General features: G+C 63.6%; 18 protein-coding genes and 2 pseudogenes. 7 read left to right on the top strand and 13 right to left on the bottom strand.

Going from position 1 to position 16,049, the window contains the following annotated elements; all coding sequences use genetic code 11:
* Positions 1-6: 6 nt before the first annotated feature.
* Together C4K40_RS23500 and C4K40_RS23495 are read right to left on the bottom strand one after the other, a co-directional pair.
* Positions 7-330 (bottom strand): antibiotic biosynthesis monooxygenase, encoded by a 324-nt coding sequence (locus C4K40_RS23500; RefSeq protein WP_022640365.1) that lies wholly within the window; start codon positions 328-330, stop codon positions 7-9.
* On the bottom strand, positions 327-1,046 hold the full coding sequence (locus tag C4K40_RS23495; protein ID WP_053137115.1) for a CTP synthase: 720 nt from the start codon (positions 1,044-1,046) through the stop codon (positions 327-329). Before C4K40_RS23495 ends, C4K40_RS23500 begins: the two co-directional genes overlap by 4 nt.
* 88 nt (positions 1,047-1,134) lie before the next feature.
* On the opposite strand from C4K40_RS23495, the gene C4K40_RS23490 reads away from it, so the two are divergent.
* A complete protein-coding gene (locus C4K40_RS23490) occupies positions 1,135-2,013 on the top strand; it encodes a LysR family transcriptional regulator (protein ID WP_022640363.1) in 879 nt (292 codons plus the stop codon).
* 5 nt (positions 2,014-2,018) lie between these two features.
* Here C4K40_RS23490 and C4K40_RS23485 read toward each other — a convergent pair whose 3' ends face one another.
* The 5 genes and pseudogenes from C4K40_RS23485 to C4K40_RS23470 all read right to left on the bottom strand — a co-directional run bounded on the left by C4K40_RS23485 (position 2,019) and on the right by C4K40_RS23470 (position 6,196).
* Positions 2,019-2,558 (bottom strand): DUF1003 domain-containing protein, encoded by a 540-nt coding sequence (locus C4K40_RS23485; RefSeq protein ID WP_022640362.1) that lies wholly within the window; start codon positions 2,556-2,558, stop codon positions 2,019-2,021.
* A gap of 89 nt (positions 2,559-2,647) precedes the next feature.
* Positions 2,648-3,088: pseudogene (locus C4K40_RS32275) on the bottom strand (methyl-accepting chemotaxis protein); the annotation flags it as partial.
* A 105-nt stretch (positions 3,089-3,193) separates the two neighbouring features.
* Positions 3,194-3,877 (bottom strand): annotated as a pseudogene (locus tag C4K40_RS32270) (PAS domain-containing protein); the annotation flags it as partial.
* A 457-nt stretch (positions 3,878-4,334) separates the two neighbouring features.
* On the bottom strand, positions 4,335-5,405 hold the full coding sequence (locus tag C4K40_RS23475) for a diguanylate cyclase (protein ID WP_022640360.1): 1,071 nt from the start codon (positions 5,403-5,405) through the stop codon (positions 4,335-4,337).
* A 182-nt stretch (positions 5,406-5,587) separates the two neighbouring features.
* Positions 5,588-6,196 (bottom strand): TetR/AcrR family transcriptional regulator, encoded by a 609-nt coding sequence (locus tag C4K40_RS23470; RefSeq protein WP_053137109.1) that lies wholly within the window; start codon positions 6,194-6,196, stop codon positions 5,588-5,590.
* 202 nt (positions 6,197-6,398) lie between these two features.
* On the opposite strand from C4K40_RS23470, the gene C4K40_RS23465 reads away from it, so the two are divergent.
* Positions 6,399-7,457, top strand: a complete 1,059-nt coding sequence (locus C4K40_RS23465; RefSeq protein ID WP_022640358.1) for an MBL fold metallo-hydrolase — start codon at positions 6,399-6,401, stop codon at positions 7,455-7,457.
* A gap of 62 nt (positions 7,458-7,519) precedes the next feature.
* Here C4K40_RS23465 and C4K40_RS23460 read toward each other — a convergent pair whose 3' ends face one another.
* Together C4K40_RS23460 and C4K40_RS23455 are read right to left on the bottom strand one after the other, a co-directional pair.
* Positions 7,520-7,837, bottom strand: a complete 318-nt coding sequence (locus tag C4K40_RS23460) for a hypothetical protein (protein WP_031320348.1) — start codon at positions 7,835-7,837, stop codon at positions 7,520-7,522.
* A gap of 102 nt (positions 7,838-7,939) precedes the next feature.
* Positions 7,940-8,731, bottom strand: a complete 792-nt coding sequence (locus C4K40_RS23455; RefSeq protein ID WP_053137106.1) for a helix-turn-helix transcriptional regulator — start codon at positions 8,729-8,731, stop codon at positions 7,940-7,942.
* Positions 8,732-8,845: 114 nt separating this feature from the next.
* On the opposite strand from C4K40_RS23455, the gene C4K40_RS23450 reads away from it, so the two are divergent.
* Positions 8,846-9,661, top strand: a complete 816-nt coding sequence (locus C4K40_RS23450) for a sulfite exporter TauE/SafE family protein (RefSeq protein ID WP_053137103.1) — start codon at positions 8,846-8,848, stop codon at positions 9,659-9,661.
* A gap of 119 nt (positions 9,662-9,780) precedes the next feature.
* The gene (locus C4K40_RS23445) at positions 9,781-10,938 is read left to right on the top strand and encodes a hypothetical protein (RefSeq protein WP_053137100.1); all 1,158 of its coding nucleotides are present in this window, start codon (positions 9,781-9,783) and stop codon (positions 10,936-10,938) included.
* An 18-nt stretch (positions 10,939-10,956) separates the two neighbouring features.
* On the opposite strand, the gene C4K40_RS23440 is transcribed toward C4K40_RS23445, so the two are convergent.
* The 3 genes from C4K40_RS23440 to C4K40_RS23430 form a co-directional block, all read right to left on the bottom strand.
* Positions 10,957-11,937 (bottom strand): hypothetical protein, encoded by a 981-nt coding sequence (locus C4K40_RS23440; protein ID WP_022640353.1) that lies wholly within the window; start codon positions 11,935-11,937, stop codon positions 10,957-10,959.
* 95 nt (positions 11,938-12,032) lie between these two features.
* The gene (locus tag C4K40_RS23435; protein WP_053137096.1) at positions 12,033-12,836 is read right to left on the bottom strand and encodes an SDR family NAD(P)-dependent oxidoreductase; all 804 of its coding nucleotides are present in this window, start codon (positions 12,834-12,836) and stop codon (positions 12,033-12,035) included.
* 3 nt (positions 12,837-12,839) lie between these two features.
* The gene (locus C4K40_RS23430; RefSeq protein ID WP_022640351.1) at positions 12,840-13,751 is read right to left on the bottom strand and encodes a LysR substrate-binding domain-containing protein; all 912 of its coding nucleotides are present in this window, start codon (positions 13,749-13,751) and stop codon (positions 12,840-12,842) included.
* A 107-nt stretch (positions 13,752-13,858) separates the two neighbouring features.
* On the opposite strand from C4K40_RS23430, the gene C4K40_RS23425 reads away from it, so the two are divergent.
* From C4K40_RS23425 to C4K40_RS23415, 3 genes are all read left to right on the top strand, one after another.
* Positions 13,859-14,206, top strand: a complete 348-nt coding sequence (locus C4K40_RS23425; protein WP_124421357.1) for a hypothetical protein — start codon at positions 13,859-13,861, stop codon at positions 14,204-14,206.
* A 12-nt stretch (positions 14,207-14,218) separates the two neighbouring features.
* Complete coding sequence (locus tag C4K40_RS23420; protein WP_053137090.1) at positions 14,219-14,827, top strand: glutathione S-transferase; 609 nt, start codon at positions 14,219-14,221, stop codon at positions 14,825-14,827.
* A gap of 78 nt (positions 14,828-14,905) precedes the next feature.
* On the top strand, positions 14,906-15,562 hold the full coding sequence (locus C4K40_RS23415; protein WP_053137087.1) for a glutathione S-transferase family protein: 657 nt from the start codon (positions 14,906-14,908) through the stop codon (positions 15,560-15,562).
* On the opposite strand, the gene C4K40_RS23410 is transcribed toward C4K40_RS23415, so the two are convergent.
* The gene (locus C4K40_RS23410; protein ID WP_053137084.1) at positions 15,538-16,038 is read right to left on the bottom strand and encodes a flavin reductase family protein; all 501 of its coding nucleotides are present in this window, start codon (positions 16,036-16,038) and stop codon (positions 15,538-15,540) included. The two genes, C4K40_RS23415 and C4K40_RS23410, sit on opposite strands and share 25 nt — an antisense overlap.
* Positions 16,039-16,049: the final 11 nt, after the last annotated feature.

Genomic DNA, 16,049 nt, shown 5'->3' with positions numbered 1-16,049 from the left:
GACCGTTCATTCAGCGCAGCCGTAGGCTCGCTCGACCCTGCTCACCCGCGTACTGAAGCTGTGATACCACTGGTTGCGACCGCGCTCGCGGACAGCGCTGTGCTCGGCGTGTCGCTTCCAGGCCAGGATCGCCTCCTCGCAGGTCCAGTAAGACACGGTGATTCCGAAGCCATCGGCGCCCCGTGCCGATTCGACCCCGAGAAATCCCGGCTGCTGGCGGGCCAACTCGAGCATGCGTTCGGCCGCCTGGTCATAGTCCGGATCGGCTGCATTGCGCTGGGAGCTGAAGATCACTGCGTAGTAGGGCGGTGCGGGTGTCTGGCCGATCATCGCTGAACCTCCCGGCAGGCTTGGAGCAGGGCCCGGGCCAGGGGCGGGGTGTGGCCGGCGAGTGCCGCGCGTTCGGGTTGGAACAAGGTCGCGACGAAGAACGGATGGCCGTCCAGCTCCACGGCGCGCAGTTCTGCGGCCTGGTCGTGGCCGCTGGCACGCAGGGCGCCGGCAAGCAGGGGGCCGGCGAAGTCCGGATTGATCCCGTAGCGGCAGCGGTAGCCTTCCTCGATGCGCTGGCTGCCATAGGCCCTGGCGATCAGGCTATCGGGGCGCAGCTGGATAAGGTCGCGGGTTTCCACCAGGGCGCAGCTCAGCAGGCTCAGGACCGCCCGCTCCGCCTCGGGAGCGGTTTCCCCGTGCTCGGCATCGGTCCAGCCCAGCACGTTGCGAGCGTATTCCAGCACCGCGTGCTGGAAGCCGCCGCAGGTGCCGAGAAAGGGCCGCTGTTTCTCCCGGGCCACGCGGATCGCCAGCAGTGCCCCGGCCATGTTGCGATAGGGGCTGCCGGGCACGCACCAGATGCCATCGAAACCTTCCAGTTGCCCGGCATCGTGCAAGTGTTCGGTAGCCAGCCACTGGTATTGCAGTTGCACGCCCGTCTCGATGGCGGCTCGTTCCAGGGCCAGGGGCAGGGCCTGGTGCGCGGTGATCCGGGGATCGTGATCACCCACCAGGGCGATGCGAATCAGTGGTGTCGCTGGGTGTGCGGGCATGGGGCACTCCTCTGTTCATGCTGGCTTGTGGTCGGTTGGCGGCCACTATAGATTGGCGCTGGTGCAATCAATATTGGCGTTTTGACAAGTGATCAATGCAGTAGCGCACTATCAACTGGACTATCCCGACCTGGCGCTGATCCTGGCCCTGGTCCGTGGCGGCTCCCTGGCCCGCGCGGCCGCCCTGCTCAAGGTCGATGTCTCGACGGTGTTTCGCGCGGTGCGCCGGCTCGAGGCCGGGCTTGGCCAGCAACTGTTCGACAAGAGCCGCGCCGGCTATTTGCCCACCGGCCTGGCCCAGGCCCTGGCCCAGCAAGCCGAGCAGGCGGAACAGGCGCTGGAGGCGGCGCGGATCGGTGTGGCCAGGGGCGGAGAGGTGATCAGCGGTACGGTGCGCCTGACCTGCACCGACTCGGTGTTGCACAGCTTGTTGCTGCCGGCGCTGGCGCAGTTCATGCCGAACTACCCGGCTCTGGTCATCGAGCTGTGCACTTCCAACGATTTTGCCAACCTCAGTCGGCGCGATGCGGATATCGCCGTGCGCCTGACCGCGACGCCGCCCGAGCATCTGGTGGGGCGCCGCCTAGGGGCTGTGGCTTATCGCTTGTATGCCAGTGCCGCGTACTGCCAGCGGGTGGATTGCAGCGAGCTTTCGCAGCTGGCGTGGATCGCCCCGGACGACTTCCTGCCCGACCATCCGACGGTGGCCTGGCGGCGCCAGCAGTGGCCTGGGGTGCAACCGGCCTATCGCTGCAACAGCATGCAGTCGGTGGTGGAACTGGTGCGTGCAGGGCTTGGGGTCGCGGCGCTGCCGGACTTTCTCGTCGCCGACGGGACGCTGGTGCCCTTGAGCGAGCCCCTGGGCCATGAAACGGCCCTGTGGTTGCTGACCCGGCCGGATTGCCGGGCCCTGCGCTCGGTGGTGACACTATTCGATGAGCTGGCGCGCCACCTGCGCTGGAACTGAAACGCTCAGGCGCCGGGCTGTTCCTTGCGCACGAAGTGCTCGTGCATTTCGCTGGTCAGGTTCTCGATACGCTCGGTCAACTGCTTGGTCATTTCCGTCAGGCGAGTGTTCTGCTCCAGCAATTCCAGCAATTGCGCGGTGGTCTGGGCGGCCTCGGCCTGGCGCTCGCTATTGGCGACGGCCAGGGCTTCGCGGTGTTGCGCGTCGGCGTCGGACTGGGCCTTGTCCCGGGCGGCCTGGCGCGTCTGCGCCAGGAGGATCAGCGGCGCGGCATAGGCCGATTGCAGGCTGAAGGCCAGGTTCAGGAGGATGAAGGGGTAGACATCGAAGTGGGTCAGCCCGCTGAGGTTCAGGGCCACCCAGATCACCACTACCAGGGTCTGCGCGCCGAGGAAGGCCGGGGTGCCGAAGAAGCGGGCGAAGGCCTCGGCCTTCAGGGCGAAACTGTCGGTGCCGAAGGTCGGCGCCAAGTGGGCATGGGCGCGATGAAAGCGCAGGTGATCGGTGCTCGAGGTGGTTTTTTCCGGGGTGTCGCTGGAACTCATGGTGGCCTCCGCCAGGCGTTGGAACGTCGGGCCACTATAGCTTTGCAGGGCGTTCCCGGCGTCATTATCGACGCCGGGAACGGCTTCTCTCAGAGCGCGCCGCGTTCCCCGGCGAATACGCTCACGGCGTCTACCGCTTCGCTGGCGCCGTCACGAATCTGCAGGATCGCGGAGCCCGCCTGGTCGGCCAGTTGCACACCCTTGGCCGCCCGCTCCCGGGTGCCGTCCATGCTCTTGATGGCTTGCAGGGTTTCGTTCTGGATCATGTCGATCATGCTGGAGATCTCCGCCGTCGAGCCGCTGGTGCGGGCCGCCAGTTGGCGCACTTCATCGGCCACCACGGCGAAGCCGCGCCCTTGCTCGCCAGCCCGGGCGGCCTCGATGGCGGCATTGAGCGCCAGCAGGTTGGTCTGGTCGGCGATGCCGCGGATGGTGTTGACGATGGCGGTGATCTGCTCCGAGCGCTCGCCGAGCCGGGCGATCTGCGAGGAGGAGTCCTCGATGTTGCTGGCGATCTGGCGCATTTCGCTGGCGGCCTGCTGGATCACTCCGGTGCCTTGCTCGGCGACTTTACGGGTCTGTACCGAGATGTGGTACGCCTGGGCCGCGCTCTTTGCATCGCGCTCGTGTTTTTCCACCTGCTCGGTGACGTCGGCGGCGTACTTGACCACCTTGCACAAGCGCCCGGCGGCGTCGTACACCGGGTTGTAGTTGGCCTCCAGCCATAGGGTGCGACCGTGTTTGTCGATGCGTTCGAAGCGGCCGTTGATGAACTGGCCCTGGTTGAGGCGATTCCAGAAGTCCTGGTAGCTGCTGCTGTTGGCCAGTTCCGGCTTGCAGAACATCCGGTGATGCTTGCCCTTGATCTCGGCCAGGCTGTAGCCCAGGCGCCCGAGGAAGTTGGCGTTGGCGTCGAGGATGGTGCCGTCGAGGTTGAATTCGATCACCGCCATGGCCCGGTCGATGGCGTCCAGCTTGTTCCGGGCCTCGACTTCCTCCTGGATCCTGGTGGTGACGTCCAGGGCGTACTTGACCACCTTGTAGACTTTGCCGGCTTCATCGCGGATGGGGTTGTAGCTGGCTTCCAGCCACAGGCTGCGGCCATCGCTGGCCAGGCGCTCGAAGGTGCCGGATTCGAAATGACCGTCCCGCAGGCGGGTCCACAGTTTCTGGTAGTCGCTGCTGCGGGCATATTCGGCCGTACAGAACAGCCGGTGGGATTGGCCCAGGACCTGGTCTTCGCGATAACCCAAGGTCTTGAGGAAATTGTCGTTGGCCCGCAGCACACTGCCGTTGAGGTCGAACTCGATCACCGCCATGGAGCGGTCGATGGCGTCCAGCATGCGGGATTGTTCGGCGATGGTCCGGTTCAGGGAATCGATGGTCTTGTTGTGGCGGTTGAATAGCATGTTGGCTGGTGCTCTGTGGGAAAAACGTTGCGTCGGTCCCTATTGAGTGCGCCGGTATGCCGAATGCTCCCTGACATCCGACATTATCTGCTCAATGCCAGCGTTCCATGGCTGACAGAAAAACTCACAGTGCTGATGCGGGACGGCGCTTCGGGCGAGCGCCGGTGGCCATATCAGGTGGATACGTATTGGCTGCGAGTCGATTTAATTGGCTTGGCCTGGCTAACGGTTGTAGCCGCAGCGCTGCACAGGAAAGGCGGGCGCTGTCGCGGAGTGGCGGCATTATGATGGCATTGGCGCTGAAAAATCCAAATAAACTTGTACAAAAATATTTTTTACTTCATTTTTGTATAAGTTTTTCAAGCTCTTATGCCATTTGTGCCTGGGACAGACGATCCCCGTCATCGTTGCTGGCGGTCCGGTTGCGGCCATTGTTCTTGGCCTGGTACAGCGCCTGGTCCGCGGCATGCAGCCAGGCCGACGGATCCTTGAAGTTCGAGTCGAACACCGCCAGGCCGATGCTCAGGCTGACCTTCAAGTCTTCGATGTGCGGATGCCGGTACTGGCTGAAGACCTGGCGCAGGCGCTCCATGACCTCCACCGCCTGCGGGTGGCTCATGCGCGGCAGGATCACGCAGAACTCGTCGCCGCCATAGCGTCCGGCAAGGTCGTCATGGCGCAGGTTGCGCCGCAGTTCGTTGCTCAGGTGGCGCAGCACCGTGTCGCCGATGAGGTGGCCGTAGGTGTCGTTGATCGATTTGAAATGATCGATATCGATCAGCGCGATGCTGGCCTCGATCTGCCGCTGCTGGCACTTGTGGAACTTGATGTGCAGCAGGTCTTTCCAGGAACCGTGGTTGAGCAGGCCGGTCAGGCTATCGGTGCGGCTCAGGGCGCTCAGGGCCCGCTTGTGCTCCGACAACTTGATCGCCAGGCGGTAGCAGACGGTGCCTACCGCCAGCGGGTAGAGGGTCAGCATGGGCAGGCAGGCGTAGACCTGCAGGTCGCTGATCCGGGTCGTGAAGCTGGCGCCGAACAGGGCCCAGGACAGCAGTACTCCGCCGCACTGGGCCAGGCTGCCGCGAATGAACAGGCGCAACCCTCCAGCGGCCACGTTGTTCATGGCCATCATCGACAGGATGGTCACCGTCGGTAGCGGGTTGAATTGCATGGTGGCCGCCCAGAACCCGCCGAGCAGCGAGTCGTACAGCATGTTGCGGCGCTCCGCCTGGTAGGGAAAGGCCGAACGGGTGGAGAGCTGGCAAGCCAGGTGAGGCCAGAGCAGGCCATGGAACAGGAGCAGGGCCCAGACCCAGTCCGGTGGTGCCAGGGGCTGGATTGCGGCGAAGACACTGATACCGCCGATGCCTAGACCTATGATCCTTGGTCGATAGATGCGCCGGGCAAATGACAGCCCCTTGCCGCGTTGATTTTCCATGTATTCCTGCACCAGGTTCTGTAGTGGAGCACCGTGCCGGTGCTCCCGCGGCTTGGCCGCTTGTCGGATCAGTCCGGCGAATATTGTCAGTCATTCCAGGGACAATAATCAGTGTCCTTCGAAGCCATTTCAGCGTGCTGGAGGCAGGTTGTAGCGGGCAAGGGGGGCAGGGCGGGGGAAGTTCAGGCCTGATAGTGGCCGAGGAACATGTCCAGGGCCGATTCGACCACCTGCGATTGCATGTCCGGGGTCAGGGGCGGGTGGCTGAGGCTGATCTGCGGCCACAGGGCGAAGCTCTTGAGCAGGCCGTGCATCTGCTGGGCCGCGAACTCCGCATCCACCGGCTTGATCCGGGCGTCGGCCTGGGCAGCGCGAATCCAGCGGCTCAGGGATTCTTCCCGTTCTCCCAGGCGCGCCACCATGTCCTGCGCGCGTTCCGGTGAATGGATGGCTGCGGCTATGGCCACCCGGGCGAGATCGAGGAAGTTGTCGTCGGCGAGCAATTGCAGCTTGGCCCGCAGCAGGCTGGCCAGTTGTTCACGCAGGGGCTGGTCGCTGCGGTAGATGATTTCCGTCTGCGCGCTGATGCTGGCCCACAGTTGATTGAGGATCTCGGCGAACAGCTCTTCTTTGCTGGGGAAGTGGTTGTACACCGTACGTTTGGAAACTCCCGCCGTGGCAGCGATCTTGTCCATGCTGGTGATGTCGAAACCACAGGCGCGGAACTCGCTGATCGCCGCCTGGATGATGGCGTTGCGCTTGAGGTCGGTGCGGCGCTTCGGAGCTGTCATGGGTCGGGTTCGTTCAGGGTGGTCGGGAAAAGCATCCGGCAGTCTACTTTGTCTTAATCCTGTTGCAATGCAGAAACTACACTGTGTAGTGTAGTTCGCATTCGAAACGATGATCCGCGGTCGGTGCCTGGGTGCAAGGCCAAATGATCATCCAGCAGCGCAACGCCGGCATTTCACGGCGTTCCATGGAGTCACTCAAGTCATGGCCATTGTCTCGTCCAACGTCACTCGTGTTCCCCGCCAGGAAACCTCACGCCAGGAACAGGGAGCCTTTCGCAACCACGCTCCGGTGAGTCGTGCAGGCTTCGGCAAGACCTTGCAGATCTTCTGGAACATGCTGTTCCACAAGCCGCGCAATACCCGCCCGGCCGGCGCGATTCCGGTGCAGCCCCTGACTCGCCAACAGCTGCTGGCTGCGCCGGACCAGAGCGTCTTCAGGCTTGGGCATTCCACTGTGTTGCTGAAGATGCGTGGCAAGTTCTGGATCACCGACCCGGTGTTCGCCGAGCGTGCTTCGCCAGTGCAATGGGCCGGGCCCAAGCGTTTTCACCAGCCGCCCATCAGCCTCGCGGCATTGCCCGAAATCGAGGCGGTCATTCTCTCCCACGACCACTACGACCATCTGGACCACCAGACGGTACTGGCCCTGGCCAGCAAGACCCGGCACTTCCTCACGCCCCTGGGCGTGGGCGATACCCTGATCAAGTGGGGCGTGCCCGCAGCCAAGGTGCGGCAACTGGACTGGTGGCAGGGGTGTGAAATCGAAGGCATCTGCTTCATCGCCACGCCATCGCAGCACTTCTCCGGGCGCGGCCTGTTCGATGGCAACCGCACCTTGTGGGCCTCCTGGGTGATGATCGATGGGCTGACCCGGATCTTCTTCAGCGGCGATACCGGCTACTTCGATGGCTTCAAGCGCATTGGCCAGCAGTACGGTCCGTTCGACCTGACGCTGATGGAGACCGGCGCCTACAACGTTCAATGGCCGCATGTGCACATGCAGCCGGAGCAAACGTTGCAGGCCCATATCGACCTGCAGGGCCGGTGGTTGCTGCCGATCCACAACGGCACCTTCGATCTGGCCATGCACGCCTGGCATGAGCCCTTCGACCGGATCCTGGCCCTGGCCTGGGAGCGCAGCATCAATATCGCTACCCCTCAGATGGGACAGCTCTTCAGCCTTGGCCAGCCCGACCGGGGAACGGCCTGGTGGCTGGAAGTGGAAGAGGTGCTGGAAGAGGCGGGTGTCGAGTCGGCCTGACACCGCATGCCGGCGCCGGTGCATGTCGTCCGGGGACGGATGGTTAAGCCCCAGGCGCGGGATCATTCGATCATGACGTAGTCCGGGCGCTCCATCGGGTTGGGAGTCGCTCCCCTGATGTTCATGCCCCGGCCAGGAGCGAAGCCCGGGAAAAACACCAGCCCCTGGCTTTCCAGGCAGAACGCCAGGGCCAGGCGCGTCACGTCACGGACGTCGAAGCCGGCTTCGAAACGCTGGATCGCCTGTACCGACACCGTGGATTCGCGGGACAGGCGTTCCATGTCCCAATCCAGCATGTCGCGGGCCTGGGTGCAGTGCCTTGGGGTGAACTGGTAGAGAGCGATACGTTCCAGGGTGATTTTCATCGCTAGAGAGGCCATGGGTTTTCTCCGGAAGGTCGATGTGTGAAATTGTACTGTATATTTGTACAGTTATTCGGCTTGCGGATCAAACCCGATTGCGGGTGCTGCACGGACCTTTGGTCACAAGGTCTTTCCCGGCTTGGATTCCAGGTGATTCAGATAGGTGGTGGGGGAGTGCCCCAGCACCCGGCGAAACATGGTGGAGAATGCCCCGGGGCTGTCGTAGCCGAAGTCCAGGGCGATTCGCGTCACGCTCTGCGCCGCTGCCAGGCGAGCCAGGGCCTGGACCACGCAGGCCTGCTGGCGCCATTGAATGAAGCTCATGCCCGTTTGCTGGCGAAACCCGCGATTGAAGGTGCGCAGGCTGACATGCAACTGCTGGGCCCAGGACTGGGGCGACTGGTGGATATCGGGGCGCATGAGGAAGGCCTGGCACAACTCCAGCAGCGGTCCGGCCATGGGTAACGGGATATGCAGGGGCAATGGCGGGCAGCGTTGCAGTTCGCGCAGCAGCAACTCGATCAGCAAGCCATCGCGCCCTTGCTGGTCGTATTCAAGGGGGATCTGCACCGCCTCCAACAGCAACTGGCGCAACAGCGGCGACACACCGATGACCTGGCAACCACGACTGTCCAGCGGTGCAGCGTCGGGCTCGATATAGAGGCTGCGAGTACTGACCCCGAGCATCAGCACTTCATGTTCCACCTGGGGCGGGATCCACACCGCACGCTGGGGCGGAACCACCCAATTACCCTGTTCGGTAGCCACCTGCATGACGCCGGTGGCGCCGTACAGGAGCTGCGCTCGTCGATGGCGGTGGCGGGGCAGGCGCTGGCCGTCGGCGTAATCGGTACCGATGGCCACTACCGGGCGTGGCGTCTGGTCCAGCTGGTCGATGGGGATATTGCGCATGCCGACGAGTCCCGTGCTTGGCGTAAACGCCAACATTATTGGCTGACTTACTGAAGCCGGCCAAGCGCCGGCGTTCTATCGTCCGGACTTTCCCTGGCTGACGGATGCTGTTCGATGTTCTATCTATTGCTGGCACTTTTTGGTTGCATGACGGGCATCAGCGCCGTGCTGTTCGGCTTCGGCGGGGGCTTCGTGGTGGTGCCGCTGCTGTACTGGATGCTGCTGGCCAGCCAGGGCGCGGACTCGGCGGCCGGGCAATCGGCGATGCATATTGCCGTGGCTACCTCCACCTGCGTGATGATCGTCAATGCCCTGGTTGCAAGCCGTCGGCACCAGCGCGCCGGCAATCTGGTCCGGCATTACCTGTGGCCGCTGGGCGGGTATATCGGCCTGGGGGCGACGTTCGGCGCGGCTGCGGCGATGTGGGTCGATGGCGAGGTGATCCGCTATGCCTTCATCGCCTACCTGGCTATCACCATCGCCGATTGCCTGTTGCGGCGTGGCTTTCTCGATCCGGCCCAGGGTCAGCAAGCGCGCAACCTGGGGGGTATGCAAACCATGTTTGGCGGCATGGGAATCGGTGTGATCGCCACCTTTTTAGGGGTTGGCGGCAGCGTGATGACGGTTCCGCTGTTGCGTCGTTGCGGCTTGAGCATGACCCAGGCCACTTCCATGGCCAATCCCTTGAGCGTGCCGGTGGCCCTGGCGGGCACCGCCACCTACATGCTGCTGGCAGGCTTGAGCCGCTTCGACCTGGGCCCCTGGTTCGTCGGTTATGTCGATCTGCTGGCGTTTTCGGTACTGACCCTGGGGTCGCTGCTGGGCATTCGCCTGGCCACGCCATGGATCGGCCGGATCCCGGACCGCGTGCACGCACGTGTGTACATCGGGCTGCTGGTGCTGGTGCTGCTGAGCATGTGCCTGAAGTGACGGGCACGTCACGCTCGATGGCTCGATTGTATTGGGGACGCGGTTCATAATCGCCTACCGTCTAACCCGGCCGGGTCCTTTCGCGGAAGGTGCCCGGTGACCAATACAAGGGAGCCTCCATGTTCAACGGACTGATGCGCCGACTGTTCCTTGTCCTGTTGTTGTCGATCCTGGGATCGGCCGCGCAGGCTTCGTCTACCCGCCAAATCCTGGTCGGGACCCTGGGCAACATGCCGATCGTGATGGAGATCGACACCGGCGACCCACAGAAGGTCACGGGGCGTTATTTCTACCAGAAGTACCACCATGACCTGGCCCTGGAGGGCACGCTGGACGGGCAGTCATTGCAACTGCGCGAAGGTCGCGAAGACTATGCCAAGGACGCGTCGCCCCAGGCCGCTTTCCAATTGCAGGGCTCCGCCGACGGCTGGCAGGGCCAGTGGCGGGGAACCAAGGGCAAGACCCTGGAAGTCCGTTTGGCACCGGCCAGCGCCGACGCGCCCAAGCCGGACGCGTTGCCCTACCTCACGCAGTTGTACCGGGAAGACTTGTACGCGTACCTGCGCCTGCAGGGCCTGACGCTCAAGCAAGGCAAGCAGCAGGAATTCATGGGCTACACCCTGCAATGGTGGAGCGAACCATCGTCGAAACTGGCGATGTTCAAGGTGGTTGCCGGCTATCCCCAGGAGCGCCAGGAGCGGCTCAACCAGTTGCTGATGGAGCGCCTGTGGAGCGAGGTGACGGCTTACCACGAGTGCTTGCTGGCGGCCGGTCAGGGTGGCGAGTTCATGCAGACCGTCAAGCCACGGTTCTTCAACTCGGCCGTGCTCAGCGCCAGCATCGCCACCAGCTACACCTGTGGCGGCGCTCATCCGGATTTTGGCGACTCGCCCTTGAACATCGATGTGGGCAGTGGCCGTGAGCTGGCCCTGACGGATGTGTTGTGGCTCGGTAAAGGCCAGCCGCCCAAGCCATCCCAATACAGTGCCCTGTACGACTACAACACCCAGCAGCTGGGGCCTTGGCTGGTCAAGCAGTTCACCGCCCTGCACCCGCGTGAAATGCGCGAGCCGGCCACCGAGGGCGATGGCTGCAACTACAGCGATGCCAGCGTATGGGGCGACAACAGTTGGTACTTCACCCCCAAGGGGCTGTTCATCAGTGCCTATTTCCCCCGGGTGGAACGGGCTTGCGATGGGCCGGAATGGGCCGTGCTGCCCTACTCGGTGGTCAGCAAGCACCCCGGCGCCGTGGCCCTGGACCTGCCCAAGCGCTGACGGCCGCTGCCCGGCCGGTCACTGGGTCTCCAGACCCGGAGCCTCGCGGACCACCAAGTGGTCCAGGTTCTCGATATCGGCGCTGAAAACCCCGAAGCTCGCTTCGGGGTTTTTCTTGCTCGGTACCTGCTTGAAGGTGGGCGTCACACCATAGAAGAAGCAATACAGCTCACGCTGGCTGTCGATGGCGAGCTTGATCTCCTCGAGGAAGGCCTTGCGCTTGCGGTAGTTGTCCACCAGCTTCTTGCTCAGGTAGACGTTGACCGAATAGGGCTTCTTGCTGGTCTGGCCGTCTTCCTTGAACCAGACCTTCTGGGCGAAATCGATGCGAAAGCTCTGGGTGTAGTCCCTGATCTGCTTGATCTTGCCCCAGTAGATCAAGCCCTTGTTGTCTTGCAGGTACTCGATCTTCTTGAAGAACGCGGCATAGGACGCGGTGTGTTCGCCGATCTTCAACGGCATGCGCTTGAGCAGGTCCTTGTCGTCGATGTTCGACACGAAGCACTCCACCGGATGGGCGAAGACGCTGGTCTTGTCCGGAACGTTGTCATGCTCGGCGTGGGGCTGGGCGGTCTTGCCGGAAGCGGTTGGCGGGGCGGCCACTGAAGGGGCCGCCGCGATGGCCGAGGTGGCAGGTTTGCGCAGGTACTCGCGCCGCACCAGCAGCAGTTCCGAGGGGAAGTGTTCCTCGCGGTCCTGGGCGCTTGCCGCGCCTTCCCCATCGGCGGCCGTCTTGCCGGCGCCGTAGGGACAACCTGCTATATGGCGGGTGCCGGGCAGGTTCTTGAAGTGCGGGGTACGGATGTAGTTGAGGTTCTTGGCGTTGAAGGTGCCCAGCTGGTTGCCGGATTCGAACGCCAGGCGGCATTCGTCGTTGGGGCACTGGAAGCTTTCCTTTGCTGAATCGAAGTCCATGGTTTCGTCGAAATTCAGGTCCCGCACGTCATAGATCGACAGCTTGTCGTCGAGGCCGATGCAGTAGGCGGTGGCGAATTTCATGGAGCCTGGGTCCTTGGACGGGAAAGGGGACTTTATAGCGGTAGTGACAAGGACCTGCACCTGTTCTTTGCGTACCTCTGGCAAACCAGCGGTGGCTAAAGGGAAGGGTGCAGCCCGCCATCCATGTCGATGACCGCGCCGGTCACGTAGCTGGCCCGGGGGCTGGCCAGGAACAGCGCGACATCGGCGATTTCCTCAGGCTGCGCCAGCCGGCCGATGGGCAGCGCGGCCTCCTTGGCCTTGAGCACCGCCTGGACGCTCGACTGGCCATGCTCGGCCTCGAAGGCCAGGGTCTGCTCGGTGCGGCTGGTCAGGGTCAGGCCGGGGTTGATGGCGTTGATGCGTATGCCGCTGGCCGCATGGGCGTTGGCCAGGCCGGCATTGAGGAACAACAGTGCGGCGTTGGCCAGGCCGCCGGCCAGGTGGTTGGCCATCACGTGGCGACCGCCGATGCCGATGATATTGACGATGGCCTTGTCCTCTTGCGCGCCGGCGGCGCGTTGGCGGGCGAAGGAGCGCAGGGCCTGGTGCTGCATGTTCAGGTAGGGCGTGAACTTGGCGTGCAGGGCTTCGTGGAAATTGGCAGGCTCCAGGGTCTGGAGCGGGTATTTTTTCGCCGCCCCCGCGCAGTTGACCAGGATATCCAGCGCACCGAACTGTTCCTCAAGGCTCGCCATGGCCTGCTCGCAACCAGCGCTGGATGCCAGGTCCCGGGCATGCGCGAGCAGCGGCCAGCCACGCTGGGCGAATTCGGCCCGGGCCGCCTCGAGGTTGGCCGGATCGCGGGAAACGATCGCCACCTGGGCACCCTCCGCGGCGAAAGCCCTGGCGCAGGCCAGCCCTATGCCCTTGCTGCCGCCAGTGATGATCACGCGCTTGCCATGCAGATGCAGGTCCATCGCTCACTCCGTTGGTTGTTTGCCGTGTGCCAGCTGGTTCAGGTATTCGTCGACTTCGTTGGCCAGCCAGTTGGAAAACACCCGTTGCTTGACCTCCGAGCGTTCCCGGTTGGGCAGCACCAGCCAGTAGGGATAAGGGTAGGGGGCGGTGATCGGGGACAACTGCACCAGTTCTCCACGCTTGATCGCATCGTCCACCAGGCTGCGGCGTTCCAGGGCGATGCCCTGGCCCAGGCGCACGGCTTGCAGCACCAGGTTGGAGTCGTTGCTGCACAGGCCGATGCGCGGCACGTCGAGGTCCAGCCCGGCGGCCTGGCACCAGGGCTGCCAGGACTCCATGTTGAAGATGATGTTGCTGCTGATGATTTCCTCTGGGGTCTGTGGCAGCACGCCGCCGTTGAAGTGCGGAGCGGCGACCACCAGCGTCTCGTCATGAAACAGCAGGTGCTGCTCCAGCCCGTCCCAGTCACCCTTGCCCATGCGGATGCCAACATCGACCGATTCCCGGGTCAGGTTCGACACCGCCAGGCTCGCTTGCAGGCGGATGCTGATGTGCGGCTGCGATTGCTGGAAGCGCGGCAAGCGCGGCAACAGCCAGCTGAAACCGAACGAGGGGAGGACGGCCACCACCAGCTCCGTGGATTTGGGCTGGGTCTTGATCAGCCGCGTGGCTTCGGCGATTCCACTCAGTGATTCGCGGATCTGCAGGGCATACAGCCGGCCATCCTCGCTGACCCGCAGGCCACGTCCCTCACGCACGAACAAGGTGACGCCTATCATCTCCTCCAGCACCTTGATCTGCTGGCTGATGGCCGAATGGGTGACATGCAGTTCCTTGGCGGCGGCGGTGACGCTACCGAGCCTGGCAACCGCCTCGAAGCTGCGCAGGCAGGTGATCGGGGGAATGCTCGACATGTAATTTATTCTTACGCGTTATGGTAAAAAATATCGATATATAACTGTGGAGGTTGTCACTAGTGTAAGGGTTAGTAAAGTCTTCGACCGGCAAGAGGATGGATGCCATGGACTCAGCACACAGGGAGCGGCAAACGATCACGGGCAGCCCCGATGGCGCTGAGCACCAGGGCCTGCAAGTCTCATTGGCCAGGGCGCAACTGCTCTCGGTACGTTTTGCCCACGACATCTACACCCGGGCGATAAGTGGCAAGCACTGGATCAGCACCGACGGCGTCGACTTCTCGATCGGCCCCGGTGAACGGGTGAAATTGTCCGCCGGGCTGGCCCTGATCGACGGTGAAGGAGTCCTGCAACTGGCGCCAGCCGAGCAGTGTTCCCCGCAGCCTCGCTCCTGGCGCCTGGCCCAGTTGTTCAAGCGTCGCACGGCGGCGCTGGAAATCGATATCAACTAAGGAGAGTGATGGATGAAACTCATTGGCATGCTGGATTCACCCTATGTTCGCCGGGTGGCCATTTCCCTGGACCTGCTGGGGATCAAGTTCGAACATGAACCGCTGTCGGTGTTCAGCACCTTCGAGGCGTTTTCCCGGATCAACCCGGTGGTCAAGGCGCCGACCCTGGTGCTCGACGACGGTTCCGTACTGCTGGATTCGACACTGATCATCGATTATTTCGAGACCCTGAGCGCTCCCGCCAGCAAGTTGCTGCCAGCGCAACCCCAGGCGCTGGCCCAGGCCCTGCGTACCCTGGGGCTGGCCTTGGCGGCCTGCGAGAAAACCGTGCAGATCGTCTATGAACACAATCTTCGCCCGGCGGAAAAACTCCACCAGCCCTGGGTCGAACGGGTGACCCGGCAATTGCTGGCGGCCTGTGGCGAACTGGACAAGCAACTGGCGGCCCATCCGGTATCAGGCGAACGGCCGGACCAGGCCGCCGTCACCAGTGCCGTGGCCTGGTCGTTCATGCAGCTGATGCTGCCCGACGTGGTCAAGGCCGATGACTTCCCGGCGCTCAAGTCCCATGCCGCGCGCCTGGAACAGACCGAGCTGTTCAAGCGCTATCCGATCGCCTGACCCCTGGGCGCGGTCCGGGCCTGGCCCGACCGCGCCGACTCCCCTCCCGCCAGCGCCTGGTTGTTGCGAGCCATTGCCATGTACTCACTCTATTTCGCGCCGACGGCCAACGGGCACAAGATCCTGATCATGCTCGAGGCGCTCGGCGTGCCTTACCGGATCCATCGAATCGACCTGGCGCTGGGTGAACAGCACCACGGGGAGTTCGCCCGCTTGACCCCCCACCGCAAGATTCCATTGCTGGTCGATCATCAGCAGCAGCTGACCCTGCCGGAGTCCGGCGCCATCCTGCAGTACCTGGCAGAAACCCATGGCCGCTTCCTGCCGGCCAACGGGGCCCCGCGCTACGAGGTGCTGCACTGGCTGGCCTGGCAGGTCAGCAGCCTCGGGCCGATGGCCGGGCAGCAATATCACTTCATCCACCAGGAGGCCGAAGGCAACCAGTACGCGCGGGCGCGCTACCGGGAGCAGACCGTGCATCTGTTCCAGACCGTGGAAAAGACCCTGGCCGGGCGCGATTTCATTGCCCACGACTACTCGATCGCCGACATGGCCATCTATCCCTGGCTGCGCATCCACGGCCAGTTGCAGGTGGATATCCAGGCGCTGCCCAACCTGGCCGGCTACCTGCAACGCATGGCCACCCGCACCGAGGTGCGGGCGGCCTATGCCAAGGGGGCGGCGCCGGTAGCGCCACCCCCGGCGCAACTTCAGGCGGGTGTGGCGGCAGGCTGAGCGGTGGCGTAGCGCCCGCCGTGGAAGATCAGCGGGTCGCCCTGGGCATGGCTGAAGTGCAGTACCTCGCCGAGGAAGATCCAATGGTCGCCGCCGTCCAGCTGGCGATGCTTCAGGCATTCGAACTGGGCGATGGCCCCATGGATCAGCGGCATGTTGTGCTTGCCCAGGGCAAAACCGACGCTGTGGAACTTGTCGGGCAGCGGCTTGGCGAAGCGATCGCTGACCTCCCTCTGGCCCTCTGCGAGCACATTGATCGCGAAGCCATCGGCGGCCTCGAAGGCCTGTGCGCTCCAGGACTCCTTGCGCAGGCTCCACAGCACCAGCGCTGGCTCCAGGGAGACGGAGTTGAAGCTGTTGACCGTGAGGCCGGTGGGCTGGCCCTGGGGATCCAGGGTGGTGACGACGCAGATGCCCGTGGCGAACTGTCCATAGGCGTTGCGCAGGGCACGCTTGTCCGTAGCAATGCTGTTCATCGCGGCTTCCT

The sequence above is a fragment of the Pseudomonas sp. CMR5c genome, assembly GCF_003850545.1.
GTDB lineage: Bacteria > Pseudomonadota > Gammaproteobacteria > Pseudomonadales > Pseudomonadaceae > Aquipseudomonas > Aquipseudomonas piscis.
This window is presented reverse-complemented; position numbering and strand designations above follow the sequence as displayed.